General features: G+C 53.1%; 11 protein-coding genes. 9 read left to right on the top strand and 2 right to left on the bottom strand.

The annotated features are described in order from the left end of the window. Nucleotides 1-37: 37 nt before the first annotated feature. Both focA and ycaO read right to left on the bottom strand, forming a co-directional pair. Nucleotides 38-898, bottom strand: a complete 861-nt coding sequence (focA, locus tag QLG08_RS19660) for a formate transporter FocA (protein WP_013025235.1) — start codon at nt 896-898, stop codon at nt 38-40. 378 nt (nt 899-1,276) lie between these two features. After that, on the bottom strand, nt 1,277-3,040 hold the full coding sequence (gene ycaO / locus QLG08_RS19665; RefSeq protein ID WP_282473139.1) for a 30S ribosomal protein S12 methylthiotransferase accessory factor YcaO: 1,764 nt from the start codon (nt 3,038-3,040) through the stop codon (nt 1,277-1,279). 309 nt (nt 3,041-3,349) lie between these two features. Here ycaO and serC point away from each other — a divergent pair, with 309 nt between their 5' ends. The 9 genes from serC (at nt 3,350) to QLG08_RS19710 (ending at nt 15,319) form a co-directional block, all read left to right on the top strand. Continuing rightward, on the top strand, nt 3,350-4,435 hold the full coding sequence (gene serC, locus QLG08_RS19670; protein WP_015700652.1) for a 3-phosphoserine/phosphohydroxythreonine transaminase: 1,086 nt from the start codon (nt 3,350-3,352) through the stop codon (nt 4,433-4,435). Between the two features lie 81 nt (nt 4,436-4,516). Further along, entirely contained in the window at nt 4,517-5,803 is a 1,287-nt protein-coding gene (gene aroA, locus QLG08_RS19675) for a 3-phosphoshikimate 1-carboxyvinyltransferase (RefSeq protein ID WP_238493080.1), read from the top strand. Between the two features lie 191 nt (nt 5,804-5,994). After that, nucleotides 5,995-6,675 carry a (d)CMP kinase gene (gene cmk / locus QLG08_RS19680; protein ID WP_282473140.1) on the top strand — a complete coding sequence of 227 codons (681 nt, stop codon included), beginning with the start codon at nt 5,995-5,997 and terminating at the stop codon, nt 6,673-6,675. A 122-nt stretch (nt 6,676-6,797) separates the two neighbouring features. Further along, nucleotides 6,798-8,471: a 30S ribosomal protein S1 gene (gene rpsA, locus QLG08_RS19685; protein WP_026021040.1), complete on the top strand. Its 1,674-nt coding sequence runs from the start codon at nt 6,798-6,800 to the stop codon at nt 8,469-8,471. 82 nt (nt 8,472-8,553) lie between these two features. After that, nucleotides 8,554-8,838: an integration host factor subunit beta gene (gene ihfB, locus QLG08_RS19690; RefSeq protein ID WP_003849360.1), complete on the top strand. Its 285-nt coding sequence runs from the start codon at nt 8,554-8,556 to the stop codon at nt 8,836-8,838. 202 nt (nt 8,839-9,040) lie between these two features. Next, nucleotides 9,041-11,296, top strand: coding sequence for a DNA internalization-related competence protein ComEC/Rec2 (locus QLG08_RS19695; protein ID WP_282473141.1), 2,256 nt, complete (start codon nt 9,041-9,043; stop codon nt 11,294-11,296). 34 nt (nt 11,297-11,330) lie between these two features. Beyond that, nucleotides 11,331-13,079 carry a lipid A ABC transporter ATP-binding protein/permease MsbA gene (gene msbA / locus QLG08_RS19700; protein WP_210449829.1) on the top strand — a complete coding sequence of 583 codons (1,749 nt, stop codon included), beginning with the start codon at nt 11,331-11,333 and terminating at the stop codon, nt 13,077-13,079. Continuing rightward, the gene (gene lpxK, locus QLG08_RS19705) at nt 13,076-14,077 is read left to right on the top strand and encodes a tetraacyldisaccharide 4'-kinase (protein ID WP_028714989.1); all 1,002 of its coding nucleotides are present in this window, start codon (nt 13,076-13,078) and stop codon (nt 14,075-14,077) included. Before msbA ends, lpxK begins: the two co-directional genes overlap by 4 nt. 24 nt (nt 14,078-14,101) lie before the next feature. Further along, the gene (locus QLG08_RS19710) at nt 14,102-15,319 is read left to right on the top strand and encodes a winged helix-turn-helix domain-containing protein (protein ID WP_210449827.1); all 1,218 of its coding nucleotides are present in this window, start codon (nt 14,102-14,104) and stop codon (nt 15,317-15,319) included. Nucleotides 15,320-15,345: the final 26 nt, after the last annotated feature.

The following is a 15,345-nucleotide window of genomic DNA, read 5'->3' on the forward strand; positions in this document are numbered from 1 at the left end:
TGGGTCGATCCGGTTGGGATGAACCCTCGAGGCTGGATTAGTGCGCTTCGTGTCCACCGCGTAAGTAAATTACCCAGTAGGTCAATCCGACCAGCACTCCACCGCCGATAATGTTGCCGAGCGTGACTGGAATCAGATTGTCGAAAATAAAGTTTTTCACAGAAAGGGCCGGAAACTGTGCTGCCGTCGCGCCCGCAGCATGCCAAAATTCCGGGCCAGAAAAATCGCGAATGACGATGGCGAAAGGAATTAAAAACATATTTGCGATACTGTGTTCAAAACCACAGGCAACAAACATCGCCACCGGCAAAATCATAATCAGGCTTTTATCCATTAAGGTCCGTCCTGAATAGCTCATCCAGACCGCCAGACAGACCATCAAATTAGCCAGAATACCCAGAGAGACCGCTTCAACAAACGTGTGATGCATTTTATGGTCGGCAGTCTGCAACACGTTTAAACCCCATGCGCCGTTGGCCACCGTATGCTCACCGGAAAACCACATCAGCGCGACAAAAAACAGCGCACCGACCAGATTACCAACATAAACGTTGATCCAGTTACGTGCCAGTTGCCCCCAGGTGATGCGGCCACTCGCTTTCGCAACGACGATCAGCACGGTGGAGGTAAACAGGTCGGCACCACATACCACAACGAGTATCAACCCGAGTGAGAAACATATCCCCCCGACGAGCTTAGCCATGCCGTAAGCCATTTCACCGCTGCCGGTGGTGGCTGTGATGTAAAACACGAAAGCGATGGAGATAAACATGCCTGCGGTAAACGCGAGAAAGGTTGTCGTCAGCGGATGCTTGGTGGCTTTGTAGACGCCAGCGTCTTCAGCCACTTTTGCCATCGCGGCGGGTAATAACAGATTAAAAGGATTGTCAGCTTTCACACTAACTCACTCCAAAAGTTGTCTGAAAAAAATAATAACAAATGCACCTGTGATTAAAGTTGATATAGATCATGTCCAGCAGAGCAACAACGGTAAAGGTTTAACAAGAAAGGTGGTTTTTGGAACTAACGTCATGAAAAATAATGAATAAATTTATTTTAAATAATACAGGTTTTGTTTAACGAGAGGGCGTAATCAAGGCTGAAATATTGTAGATTTGTTAATAAGATAGGTTGTCGGTGTCGCTATTTAGCAGAAAAATAATGACATTAATCTATTAATGGCAGGAATACATAAGGATTAATAAAAAGGCACTGAACAGGTTCAGTGCCTCAGGCATGATTGTCAGGCTAACCCGCGTGAATGTTCAACGCCAGCTTAGGCATTTTCCCAGTAGCGGCGTTTGGCACGCTGCAATTTTTCATAAGCCGCCAGTAGCGCCTGATGAGCAGAGAAAGCGGTCAGGTCGCTGTCTACCGACTGAAGACCGTTGAAGGCTGCTTCACCACTGATGGCTGCGGATGCCGCTTCTACCGCCTCTGCGCCATACATACGGACAAAGGCGGCGTGATATTCCAGTGGATTACGCTCGTCTTCCATGGCCAGAAGTAGCAGAGTTTGCAGGCAACGATAATAATTTGCCCGCGCTGGGCTGAACACGGAGCCGTTGAATTCCATGGTCCATTCTGTCCAGATCAATGCCTGATCCAGATCGCCGCCGGCCAGCGCAAGCATGGCTTTAAGCTCCCCGATGCGTAAGGTATACCAGCCATTATCTTTACCCGTTGCCAGGCCAAGTAACTCACGGACGCGAGTGAAGTCATCAAAACCTTCTTCATCCAACTGCGAAATGAGATCAAGGTACTCTTCTGGATTCCAGTTGCTGCCGGGCAGGGCAAGCAGCGTGTCACGAATGCCTGCGCCCATGCTGTTATTTGCCAGCAACAGGTCTTCGGCCGGATAGATATCGGACATGCCCGGCACAATAATGCGGCAGGCATAAACGCCTAAGTGCTCGTAGTCCGCGATATAAACTTCCTGATCTTCGGCAGCAAAAATGGCCATCAGCGTGCTGAACTCTTGCTCGGTAGTGCCAGCAAACGTCCAGTCAACAAACGGATAATCGGCCGTTTCTTTAAACATATCCCAGGAAATCAGGCCGCTTGAATCAATAAAGTGGGTTTCCAGATTGGCGTGCTCTGCCACTTCTTCATCATCAAAGGTGGGTGGGGTAAAGACGTCCAAATCCTTGAGGCTGCGGCCCTGGAGCAGTTCAGTAACGGTGCGCTCCAGCGCAACGCCAAAGTCCGGATGCGCACCGAAGGACGCGAAACAGGTGCCATTGGCAGGGTTAAACAGGACCACACAGATAACCGGATATTTACCGCCCAGCGACGCGTCATACGCAAAGATTGGGAAGCCTTCAGCTTCCAGGCGCGCAATGGCCTCGACCACGGAAGGGTAGCGCGCCATCACTGACTCAGGGATGGCTGGGAGGCTGATCGATTCGGCAATGATACGGTTCTTAATGTAGCGCTCAAAGACCTCGGATAATCCCTGCACCCGCGCTTCATTGGCCGTATTGCCGGCCGACATGCCGTTCGATACGTAAAGGTTGCCAATGATGTTCATCGGGATATAGACGGTTTGCTGATCGGACTGGCGGGTAAAAGGCAGGGCGCAAATACCGCGCTCGCTGTTACCCGACTGGAGATCGATCAGGTCTGATGCGGCCACCGCATTTTCAGGATCGTAAAAGGCACGCAGGCGTGAGTCCAGGATCCCCTCTGGCAGGCTGTCATCTTCCGGAAGCGCAAACCATTTTTCATTGGGGTAATGAACAAAATCGCCTTGAGCGATGCGGTTACCCAGCCAGAAATCGGCAAAAAAGTAGTTCGTGGACAGGCGCTCAAAATATTCACCCAATGCGGAAGCCAGGGCGGCTTTCTTGCTGGCACCTTTGCCATTGGTAAAGCAGAGTGGACAGTCGCGGTCGCGAATATGCACAGACCAGACGTGTGGAACGGGATTAAGCCAGGAAGCTTCTTCTATATTAAAGCCCAGATCCTGCAGTTTGGTCTGGAAACGCGTAATGGAGTCTTCCAGGGCGGCATCTTTGCCCGGGATAAAAGTTTGCGTCATGGTGCCGCTCTCTCTGTGAATAGGGTGCCTAAAGCGCGCAATGATACGTTTTTTACCGCCTGTTCGCTATCAAGTCGCTGCAATTTTACTGGACGTTTTCTCATGTCAGGGTTTGTCTGCCAATACCGGCAGCGAGTGAAAGGAACGTCCCTCACAATATTTTGTGTTGGCTTGCATTGGTAACATAACCTCCGGTGCGCCGTGCTGAAAAAATGTGACCGGTGTTAGATTTATGATTGCAGCCACCAGAATGCAGTGATAAAACCGAATCGTTATTCATAACCGTTCGATATGACAGTGGTGAGGGAAATGACGCAAATTTATAATTTTAGCTCTGGGCCAGCGATGCTGCCGAGCGAAGTGCTCCGCCGTGCAGAACAAGAATTGACAAACTGGCATGGTCTGGGGACTTCAGTAATGGAGATCAGTCACCGCAGTAAAGAGTTTATTCAGGTGGCCGAGGAAGCGGAAGCGGACTTCCGTGATCTGCTAAAAATCCCCTCTAATTACAAAGTTTTATTCTGCCACGGCGGCGCACGTGCGCAGTTTGCTGCGGTACCGGGTAACCTGCTGGGCAGCGCCACCAGTGCGGATTATGCCGACGGCGGCTACTGGGCGCACAGCGCCATTAAAGAAGCGGCAAAATATTGTTCGCCCCGCACGCTGGATGTCAAAACGACCCTTGAGGGAAAACGCGCCATTCTGCCTATGCGTGAGTGGGACGTCAGCGATGCGGCAGCCTATTTGCACTTCTGCCCGAATGAAACCATTGACGGCGTTGCCATTGATGAAGAACCTGATTTTGGCGACAAGGTCGTCGTTGCCGATCTCTCTTCCACGATTTTATCCCGCTCTATTGATGTCAGCCGCTATGGCGTGATTTATGCAGGCGCCCAGAAAAATATTGGTCCGGCGGGCATTACCCTGGTCATCGTCCGGGACGATCTGTTAGGTAAAGCGCATCAAAGTGTGCCTTCCATTCTGGATTACAGTGTTCTGGCGGAAAACGACTCCATGTTCAACACGCCGCCAACGTTCGCCTGGTACCTGAGCGGTCTGGTATTCAAGTGGCTGAAGCAGAAAGGCGGCGTCGGTGAAATTGAAAAAATTAATCAGGCAAAAGCCGGCTTGCTTTACGACCTCATCGATAAGAGTGATTTCTACCGTAACGATGTCGCTCTGCTGAACCGTTCGCGAATGAATATTCCTTTCCAACTGGCGGATGCGTCACTCGACAGCCTGTTCCTGGAAGAGTCATTTAAAGCAGGTTTGCATGCCTTGAAAGGCCATCGCGTTGTTGGCGGCATGCGTGCATCCATCTACAATGCGATGCCGCTGGAAGGTGTTAAAGCCCTCACAGACTTCATGATCGATTTCGAACGCCGCCACGGCTGATTATTCCCCAGTCAGTGGGATTGCTGACACCTGACTCCGCCATACGGCGGAGTTGTCGTTTTTTTGAGGATAGAGTTTCACATGCAAGATTCCCTGACCCTTCAGCCCATTGCTCGCGTAAATGGCACGGTTAATTTGCCCGGCTCCAAGAGTGTTTCAAACCGCGCGCTGCTGCTGGCCGCATTGGCGAACGGCAAAACCCGACTCACTAATCTGCTGGACAGTGATGATGTTAAGCACATGCTTAATGCGCTTAAGGCTCTGGGCGTCGATTTCACGCTTTCCAGCGATCGTACCGTTTGCGACGTTACCGGAAAGGGCGGACCGCTTCAGGCGTCACAACCCGTTGAACTCTTCCTGGGCAATGCGGGTACGGCTATGCGTCCGCTGGCTGCGGCGCTGTGCCTTGGCGAGCAGGATGTGGTGCTGACGGGCGAACCGCGGATGAAAGAGCGGCCGATAGGGCATCTGGTTGACGCGCTACGTCAGGGCGGCGCCCAAATCGATTACCTTGAGAATACGGATTATCCACCTGTTCGTCTGCGTGGCGGCTTTACGGGCGGAGAGGTCACCGTTGACGGTAGCGTATCCAGTCAGTTTTTGACCGCGTTGCTGATGATGGCGCCGTTAGCTCAAGAAGACACGCGAATCACGATTAAAGGCGATCTGGTCTCGAAACCCTACATCGACATTACCCTGCACCTGATGCGCTGTTTTGGCGTGGAGGTTGAAAATCAGCACTACCAGCATTTCCTGATCCAGGGAAAACAGCAGTATCAGTCACCGGGGGAGTATCTGGTGGAGGGCGATGCGTCTTCTGCGTCCTATTTCCTGGCGGCGGCCGCGATTAAAGGCGGCACTGTGCGCGTGACCGGTATCGGTCGTCATAGCGTGCAAGGCGATATTCGTTTTGCCGACGTGCTGGAAAAAATGGGTGCCACCATCGAGTGGGGTGACGATTTCATTGCCTGTACGGCGGGCAAGCTGCAGGCTATTGATATGGATATGAACCATATTCCCGATGCCGCGATGACAATTGCCACTGCCGCGCTGTTTGCTGAAGGCACGACCCAACTGCGCAATATCTACAACTGGCGGGTTAAAGAAACCGACCGCCTGACGGCGATGGCAACAGAACTCCGTAAGGTCGGGGCTGACGTCGAAGAAGGGCACGACTTTATCCGTGTTACCCCGCCGGCTAAGCTGATGCATGCTGACATCGGAACCTATAACGACCATCGTATGGCTATGTGTTTTTCGCTGGTGGCGTTATCAGATACGCCCGTAACAATTCTTGACCCGGGCTGTACTGCTAAAACCTTCCCTGACTATTTTGAGCAACTGGCAAAAATTAGCCATAACGCCTGAGTCCTGTGCCCGGTGAGTATTTCACCGGGCCGTTTTCCCTGTCTCATTTCTCGCGTCAAAAAGCCCTTTTTCAGACGAAATTTCGCCTAACCTTCTCTCTTAAGGGTAACGCCGTGTCGCAGGGCAGCGTATAATGCCCGACATTTGTGATGGCCAACTGGCCAAAATGCGCGCAGCAACAGGAGGGAATAATGACAGCAACTGCCCCGGTCATAACTATTGATGGGCCAAGTGGTGCGGGAAAGGGCACCCTGTGCAAAGCGATGGCGGAAGCATTGCAGTGGCATTTACTGGACTCTGGCGCGATTTACCGTGTTCTGGCGTTAGCTGCATTACATCACCAGGTTGATATCGAATCTGAAGAAGGACTGGTGCCGATTGCCGCTCACCTTGATGTGCGCTTCATCTCACAGAACGGTGAGATGCAGGTCATCCTTGAAGGCGAAGAAGTCACCAGCGAAATTCGCACCCAGGAAGTGAGCAATACCGCGTCGCGCGTTGCGGCATTTCCTCGCGTGCGTGAAGCCCTGTTACGCCGCCAGCGCGCCTTTCGCGAGGCTCCCGGCCTGATTGCCGATGGGCGTGATATGGGAACCGTTGTTTTCCCCGACGCGCCTGCGAAGATTTTCCTTGATGCCAGCCCGGAAGTCCGTGCAGAACGACGTATGCTACAGTTGCAGGACAAGGGCTTTAATGTTAACTTTGATCGCCTTTTAGCCGAGATAAAAGAGCGCGACGACCGCGATCGTAACCGCGCTATAGCGCCATTAGTGCCTGCTGAAGACGCGTTAGTGTTGGATTCAACACAGATGTCTATCGAGCAAGTTATTGATAAAGCGCTAGATTATGCCCGCAAAACGCTGGGCATTTAACATTTTGGTTTAAACGAATTGTATTAACCCTGTGCCAGGGATCCGGTGCAGGGCATGTGAAACAACCCCATCCGACATGAAGTCAGATGGACGTTAAATTGAAGAATCCTAAGATTATCAATATGACTGAATCTTTTGCTCAACTATTTGAAGAATCCCTGAAAGAAATCGAAACCCGCCCGGGTTCCATCGTTCGTGGCGTCGTTGTCTCTATCGACAAAGACGTTGTTCTGGTTGATGCGGGCCTGAAATCTGAATCTGCAATTCCTGCAGAGCAGTTCAAAAACGCAGCCGGCGAACTGGAAATCCAGGTTGGTGACGAAGTTGACGTTGCTCTGGACGCAGTGGAAGACGGCTTCGGTGAAACTCTGCTGTCCCGTGAGAAAGCTAAGCGTCATGAAGCTTGGATCACGCTGGAAAAAGCTTACGAAGAAGCTGAAACTGTTACCGGTATTATCAACGGCAAAGTCAAAGGTGGCTTCACAGTTGAGCTGAACGGTATCCGTGCGTTCCTGCCAGGTTCACTGGTAGATGTGCGTCCAGTGCGTGACACGCTGCACCTGGAAGGCAAAGAGCTTGAATTCAAAGTGATCAAGCTGGATCAGAAACGCAACAACGTCGTGGTTTCACGTCGTGCGGTTATCGAATCTGAGAACAGTGCAGAGCGCGATCAGCTGCTGGAAAACCTGCAGGAAGGCATGGAAGTCAAAGGTATCGTTAAGAACCTGACTGACTACGGTGCGTTCGTTGATCTGGGCGGCGTTGACGGCCTGCTGCACATCACTGATATGGCCTGGAAGCGCGTTAAGCATCCAAGCGAGATCGTGAATGTTGGCGATGAAATCAACGTTAAAGTCCTGAAATTCGACCGCGAGCGTACCCGTGTATCTCTGGGTCTGAAGCAACTGGGCGAAGATCCATGGGTGGCTATCGCTAAGCGCTATCCAGAAGGCACCAAGCTGACTGGTCGTGTGACCAACCTGACTGATTACGGCTGCTTCGTAGAAATCGAAGAAGGCGTTGAAGGTCTGGTACACGTTTCAGAAATGGACTGGACCAACAAAAACATCCATCCGTCTAAAGTTGTCAACGTAGGCGATGTGGTTGAAGTAATGGTTCTGGACATCGATGAAGAGCGTCGTCGTATCTCCCTGGGTCTGAAGCAGTGCAAATCTAACCCATGGCAGCAGTTCGCCGAGACTCACAATAAAGGCGATCGCGTTGAAGGTAAAATCAAGTCAATCACTGACTTCGGTATCTTCATCGGCCTGGACGGCGGCATCGACGGTCTGGTTCACCTGTCTGACATCTCCTGGAACGCGACTGGCGAAGAAGCCGTTCGTGAGTACAAAAAAGGTGACGAAATCGCTGCCGTTGTACTGCAGGTTGATGCAGAGCGCGAGCGTATCTCTCTGGGCGTTAAACAGCTGGCAGAAGATCCGTTCAACAACTACATCACTTTGAACAAGAAAGGTGCCATCGTCACCGGTAAAGTGACTGCAGTTGATGCTAAAGGTGCTACAGTTGAATTAGCAGACGGCGTTGAAGGTTACCTGCGCGCTTCTGAAGCTTCACTGGACCGCATCGAAGACGCTACGCTGGTTCTGAACGTAGGCGACGACGTTGAAGCTAAATTCACCGGCGTTGACCGTAAAAACCGCGTTGTTAGCCTGTCTGTTCGTGCGAAAGACCAGGCTGACGAGAAAGAAGCCATCAATACTGTTAACACCAAACAGGAAGAAGGCAACTTCTCTAGCGCTATGGCTGAAGCGTTCAAAGCGGCTAAAGGCGAGTAATCGACCTTGCACCGGGCGGATTTATTCGCCCGGTTTCGGTAAAAGCTGTCATACATTCCTGTAGGGATTAACCGGAGGTTACATGACCAAGTCAGAACTGATTGAAAGGCTGGCGGGACAGCATACTCATATACCGGCGAAAGTCGTTGAGGATGCAGTCAAAGAAATGCTGGAGCACATGGCCACGACGCTGGCACAGGGCGAACGCATTGAAATCCGGGGATTCGGCAGCTTTTCGTTGCATTATCGCGCTCCGCGCACCGGTCGTAACCCGAAAACGGGTGACAAAGTGGATCTGGAAGGTAAATACGTTCCCCACTTCAAGCCGGGCAAAGAACTGCGTGACCGTGCAAACATTTACGGCTAAGCCGATACCGAACCGCCTAAACGACATCTCCGGATGTCGTTTTTTTTTGCCTGTCACCTGCGATGGATCTCTCTTCCAGAAAAATGTCTCTTCGCTGCAACGGCCGATTTTTACTGCGATCCTTTACCTGGTGAACAACGAATGCGCTTTATCCTGAGAAGTCGTGCGGCATACTTGTGGCACGACAGGAGCGGGATGCATTATGTTGACATGGATTTTACTGGCAAGAATCGCCGCGATCACGACGTTACCCTTACTGGTGTTACCCGGGCTTCCTTCCCCTTTCACCATATTGGTGCTGCTGTTGAGTGGTGTCTGCCTGCTTGCCTTGTCTCATCGCAGGATCCGCATCGCCGGCGTGGCGCTCCTGTTCACGGCCTGGGGGCTTTTTAATGCACAATCACTGGTAAAAGACACCGAAATGATGATTGCTGCCCCGGGGAAGTTTGATGTGCAAATTGAGGACGTCCATCAGGCGCATTCGCGCATCAGAGTCAGATTGCTAAAAGTGGACGATCACATTCTCTTCCCGCCGCGCTTTGCGTGGCTTTCGTTGCCGGATAAAGCCAGTGAGTATTGCCCCGGTCAGCGTGGAAAGATGATGCTCAGGCTGAGAGCGGTGCATGCCAGGCTCAACGAAGGGGCGTTTGATGCGCAGCGCTTCGCCATGGCGAATCATGCACCCGTGCAGGGCCGTATTGTTTCCCAGACCATCACGCACGCCTCCTGCAGCGTGCGCTGGCGATTTATCACTCACCATCGTCAGCAAAACGGCCACTTGCCTGCCTCAGCCACGCTTGAAGCGTTAGCCTTTGGCATCCGGGACAACCTCAGCGAGGCGATCCGACAGCTGTTAAGGGATACCGGTACCGCGCACCTTATGGCAATTTCAGGCATGCACATTGCTTTGGCAGCAGGGACAGGGTGGTTACTGGCACGAGGAAGCCAGATTCTGTTTCCGGCCCGCACTGTCAGCTATCTGTATCCTGTCATTATGGGCTGGCTTTTTGCCGCGCTGTATACCTGGCTTTCCGGGGCGCATGCACCTGCGCAGCGGGCATTACTGGCACTGACACTCTGGGCTGTAACACGTTTCGTTGGCGTACAGTTGAGTAGCTGGCAAGTCTGGACGCTGTGTGTGGGTTTACTGCTTGCCGTCGATCCGCTTACGGTACTCTCTGACAGCTTCTGGCTTTCTGTGTTGGCGGTGGGCATGCTGTTGACCTGGTATCACTGGTTCCCACTGGCGGCGCGCTTTCGGCACGCACGCCGCTGGTTACCGATACAGCTTCTCCACCTGCAGTTGGGGATGATGATTTTGATGCTGCCGTTACAGGCGGGCTTGTTCAACGGCATCAGTATAACGGCGCTGATAGCCAATCTGCTGGCCATCCCGGTGGTGTCATTTGTCACGGTGCCGTTAATACTGGTTGCGATGCTGCTACCGGTGCCGGCACTCTCCACCTGGTTTTGGCTGGCGGCAGATGGCTCTCTTCGTTTTCTGTTAACCAGCCTGGCGCTGTTGCCGCCGGGCTGGTGGCCATTGCAGGGGGCAGCCTTTTTTATGCTCATGGTGTGGGGCGGCTTGCTGGTCTGGCGCACTGGTGCACTGTTCAGCCTGCCGTGGAGCTGCAGCGCTATCGCACTGGCCATGGTGTTTTCCCGCCACTATAAACCGGAAAGGGAATGGCGCATTGATATGCTGGATGTCGGGCATGGCTTGAGCGTGGTCATCAGTCAGGGCCGTGAGGCCGTGTTGTACGATACGGGGCCACGCTGGCAACACAGTGATGCAGGAACACGCGTGATTACGCCCTGGTTACAACATAAAGGTCTTGTACTGCAGGAGGTTATTCTGAGCCACAGACATCTCGATCATACCGGCGGGCTCGCTGCCATTCTGCAACGCTGGCCTGGGATAAAGGTGCGCAGCAGCCTGGAGGGAACGCACCATTTGGCCTGCGTTCGGGGAGCGACATGGCGTTGGAAGCAGCTAAATTTCAGCGTGCTCTGGCCACTCAGTTCACCCAATAAAGGTGAAAATAACGACTCCTGCGTGGTGAGCGTTGATGACGGAAATGTCCGGCTGTTGCTGACCGGCGATCTGGAAAAACTGGCTGAGCAGCAGTTGGTCAGGCTGGAGAAGCAGCAGCTAAAAGCCGATATTTTGCAGGTTCCCCATCATGGCAGCCGCACGTCATCCTCTCGATTACTGCTTCGTAGCGTGGCCGGACACACCGCGATTGCCTCTCTGGCGCGCTATAATGCATGGCGAATGCCGGCTAAACCTGTATTACGTAATTACCACGAATATGGCTATAACTGGCTCGATACAGGGCAATCTGGACAGATAAGCATCAGAGTTGGTAAAGGTAAAATGCAGGTTTTTACCCTCAGAGAACAATTAATGCCCCGTTGGTATCATCAGTGGTTTGGCGTCAAACGCGAATCCAGGTAGAATGGCCGGCTATTTCCAACAACGTGAATAAATAATGCATCTAGATAAAGATCTCTCAACGTGGCAGACATTCCGTCGACTCTGGCCGATGATCGCACCCAACAAAGCTGGCTTAATTGTGGCGGCTACGGCCCTGATTATTAATGCCGCAGGCGATACGTTAATGCTCTCCCTGTTGAAGCCTTTGCTGGATGACGGCTTTGGTAAAGCGGACAGGTCCGTGATGCTGTGGATGCCGTTGGCAGTTATTGGCTTGATGCTGGTTCGCGGCGTAAGTAGCTATATTTCCAGCTACTGCATTTCCTGGGTATCCGGGAACGTGGTCATGAATATGCGCCGGCGTCTGTTCAGTCATATGATGGGCATGCCGGTGGCCTTCTTCGATCAGCAGTCTACGGGTACGCTCCTCTCGCGTATCACCTATGACTCGGAGCAGGTTGCATCGTCTTCATCAGGCGCACTGGTCACGGTCGTGCGCGAAGGCGCGTCCATCATTGGCCTGTTTATCATGATGTTCTATTACAGCTGGCAGCTGTCGCTGATTCTCATCGTGCTCGCCCCGATTGTTTCCTTTGCCATTCGTATGGTGTCGAAGCGCTTCCGCAACATCAGCAAATCCATGCAAAACACCATGGGGCAGGTGACAACCAGCGCTGAGCAGATGCTGAAAGGGCATAAAGAAGTGCTGATTTTTGGCGGACAGGAAATCGAATCGGCGCGTTTTGCCAAGGTCAGCAACCGTATGCGCCAGCAGGGTATGAAGCTGGTGTCAGCGTCCTCGATCTCCGATCCGGTTATTCAGCTGATTGCCTCGCTGGCGCTGGCGTTTGTGCTTTATGCGGCGAGTTTCCCCAGCGTGATGGATACCTTGACCGCCGGTACGATCACTGTGGTGTTCTCATCCATGATTGCGCTGATGCGCCCGCTGAAGTCACTGACCAACGTGAATGCTCAGTTCCAGCGTGGTATGGCGGCCTGCCAGACGCTGTTTTCCATTCTGGACAGCGAGCAGGAAATTGACAACGGTAAGCGTGAAATTACCCGCGCAAAAGGGGATGTCGAGTTCCGTAATGTGACATTTACCTATCCGGGCCGTGAAACGCCTGCCTTGAAAGACATTAATCTGGCGCTGCCGGCAGGCAAAACGGTAGCCCTGGTGGGGCGTTCAGGCTCGGGTAAATCGACCATGGCAAGCCTGCTGACCCGTTTTTATGATATTCAGCAGGGCAACATTTTGCTGGATGGCTACGATTTGCGCGAGTACACCTTATCGTCATTGCGTAATCAGGTCGCGCTGGTGTCGCAAAATGTGCACCTGTTTAATGATACTGTCGCCAATAACATTGCCTATGCGCGCAGCGAGCAGTACAGCCGTGAGGAGATTGAAAAAGCGGCGACCATGGCTCATGCCATGGATTTTATCAATAAAATGGATAAAGGGCTGGATACGGTTATCGGCGAAAACGGCGTCCTGTTGTCTGGCGGTCAGCGTCAACGTATCGCCATTGCGCGTGCGTTACTGCGCGACTGTCCTATCCTGATTCTTGACGAGGCCACTTCGGCGCTGGATACGGAATCTGAACGTGCTATTCAGTCAGCCCTGGATGAGTTGCAGAAAAACCGTACTTCCCTGGTGATTGCACACCGCCTGTCGACTATCGAAAAAGCGGATGAAATTGTGGTCGTGGAAGAGGGCAAAATTATCGAGCGCGGCACGCATGCTGTGCTCCTTGCGGAAAAAGGCGCCTATGCCCAACTTCATAAAATGCAATTTGGCCAATGATTGAGCGCATCTGGAGCGGGCGATCGCCTTTATGGGTACTGTTATGGCCACTTAGTGTGCTATACGGGGCGATTACGGCATTGATCCGCTTCAGTTTTCAACGCGGCTGGCGCAAAAGCTGGCGTGCGCCCGTGCCTGTCGTGGTGGTCGGGAATTTAACCGCAGGCGGGAACGGCAAAACGCCGGTGGTGATTTGGCTGGTAGAGGCCCTGCAACAACGCGGCCTGCGTGTTGGCGTGATTTCACGAGGCTATGGCGGTAAAGCAGACCATTATCCATTGCAGGTCACTGCCGCAACCGCCACTGAACAGGCGGGTGACGAACCCGTTCTGATCGCCCAGCGCACGGCTGCGCCCGTGGCCGTTGCGCCGCGCCGCCGTGAGGCCATTGACCTTCTCCTGAAGCATCACGAGCTGGATCTGATTGTGACTGACGATGGTCTGCAGCATTACGCCTTGCAGCGCGATCGGGAGATTGTCGTGGTGGATGGCGTGCGCCGTTTCGGCAACGGCTGGTGGTTACCTGCTGGCCCAATGCGCGAACGCGCTTCACGTCTCAAAACGGTGGATGCCGTTATCGTCAACGGCGGCGAACCGCAGGCAGGTGAAATTGCGATGCAACTGCGCCCGGGCAAGGCGACGCATCTGCTAAGCGGCGAACAACGCCCGCTCAGCACCTTTCATAACGTTGTTGCTATGGCGGGAATTGGTCATCCGCCACGCTTCTTTAATACCTTAAAGCAGCAGGGGTTAACGCCTGTAGCGGAAATCGCTTTTGCCGACCACCATGCTTACAGCGAAGAAGAACTTTCACGTCTGCTGCAGCCTGAGCAGATGCTGTTGATGACCGAAAAAGATGCGGTAAAGTGCCGGGCATTCGCACAACCCTCGTGGTGGTATCTGCCGGTTGATGCACAACTGCACGCCGAGGCAGCCACCTTGCTGTTAGAGGATATAGAAAACCTTTGCCGTACGTCTGCACACCGGGCAAAGTACTAACCTCCCCATCTGATAAGGAAGAGAATGAGCATACATTCACTTTCGCGACAGCAGGCACGTAACATCCACCTCGCAGCTCAGGGGCTGCTCCGTCCGGCAGCCCGCCGGGCGCGTCAGCAGGACATTCCAGACTGTATTACCCGAATGGCCTTACTACAAATCGACACCATCAATGTGGTTGCCCGAAGCCCTTATCTGGTGCTGTTTAGTCGTTTAGGGGATTACCCTCAATCCTGGCTGGATACATCCCTGGCTCAGGGGGACATTTTTGAGTACTGGGCCCACGAAGCCTGCTTTATTCCGCGCAACGATTACAAATTACTGCGACATCGCATGCTCTCGCCCGAACGCCTGGGCTGGAAATACAGTGCGCAATGGGCTGCCGAGTATCAGCAGGAGATGGCCGATTTACTGACCTACATCCGCGATAACGGCCCCGTCAGATCGGCCGATTTTGCCACCGAAAAAAATCATAAACCGGGATGGTGGGCGTGGAAACCGTACAAGCGGCATCTCGAAAATCTGTTTAGCGCAGGTGAATTGATGGTAGCAGAGCGCCGAAATTTTCAGCGAGTCTACGATTTACGCGCCCGGGTGATGCCGGACTGGCAGGATGCGATCCACGCGATCGGCGAGGATGAAGCGATCCGATTGATGTTGATGAACAGTGCGCGCAGCCTGGGGATTTTTCGCAGTGAATGGCTGGCCGATTATTACCGACTGAAACAGGCACCGATCAAAGCCTTTATCCAATCGGCGCAGGCTGCGGGAGACATTATTCCGGTCGAGGTCAAGGAAATGGGCGCGATGTGGCTGCACCAGAGCGCGCTGCCCGGATTAACGACGCCTTTGAAAGCGACGCATACCGCGCTGTTATCCCCATTTGATCCCGTAGTCTGGGATCGAAAGCGGGCGCGAGAACTGTTTGACTTTGACTACCGTATCGAATGCTACACGCCTGCCGAAAAGCGCAGGTACGGTTACTTCGTTTTACCTTTGCTGCATCGTGGTCAGCTTAAAGCCCGGCTGGATGCACGAATGATTCGCGCGTCACGTCAGTTGGAGATCAAAAATATCTGGCTGGAGCACGACGTCTCTATCACCACCTCCTTTCTCCAGGATGCACAACGGGCAATTACCCGTTTCGCGCGCTGGCAGGGTGCAGAGACGGTCGTGTTACAGCAGGCTCCTCCGGCGTTACTGGCACACTGGTCGCGGTTATGGTCTCTGGATAATTCGTGATGCCACAACCGGTGTGGTTTACCCGC

This window comes from Pantoea sp. V106_11 (assembly GCF_029967885.1).
Classification (GTDB): domain Bacteria; phylum Pseudomonadota; class Gammaproteobacteria; order Enterobacterales; family Enterobacteriaceae; genus Pantoea; species Pantoea ananatis.

Excerpts from the sequence above, each read along its gene's own strand:
- ycaO (WP_282473139.1), bottom strand. The coding sequence starts at position 3,040 with ATGACGCAAACTTTTATCCCGGGCAAAGATGCCGCCCTGGAAGACTCC.
- serC (WP_015700652.1), top strand. The coding sequence starts at position 3,350 with ATGACGCAAATTTATAATTTTAGCTCTGGGCCAGCGATGCTGCCGAGC.
- aroA (WP_238493080.1), top strand. The coding sequence starts at position 4,517 with ATGCAAGATTCCCTGACCCTTCAGCCCATTGCTCGCGTAAATGGCACG.
- cmk (WP_282473140.1), top strand. The coding sequence starts at position 5,995 with ATGACAGCAACTGCCCCGGTCATAACTATTGATGGGCCAAGTGGTGCG.
- rpsA (WP_026021040.1), top strand. The coding sequence starts at position 6,798 with ATGACTGAATCTTTTGCTCAACTATTTGAAGAATCCCTGAAAGAAATC.
- ihfB (WP_003849360.1), top strand. The coding sequence starts at position 8,554 with ATGACCAAGTCAGAACTGATTGAAAGGCTGGCGGGACAGCATACTCAT.
- QLG08_RS19695 (WP_282473141.1), top strand. The coding sequence starts at position 9,041 with ATGTTGACATGGATTTTACTGGCAAGAATCGCCGCGATCACGACGTTA.
- msbA (WP_210449829.1), top strand. The coding sequence starts at position 11,331 with ATGCATCTAGATAAAGATCTCTCAACGTGGCAGACATTCCGTCGACTC.
- lpxK (WP_028714989.1), top strand. The coding sequence starts at position 13,076 with ATGATTGAGCGCATCTGGAGCGGGCGATCGCCTTTATGGGTACTGTTA.
- QLG08_RS19710 (WP_210449827.1), top strand. The coding sequence starts at position 14,102 with ATGAGCATACATTCACTTTCGCGACAGCAGGCACGTAACATCCACCTC.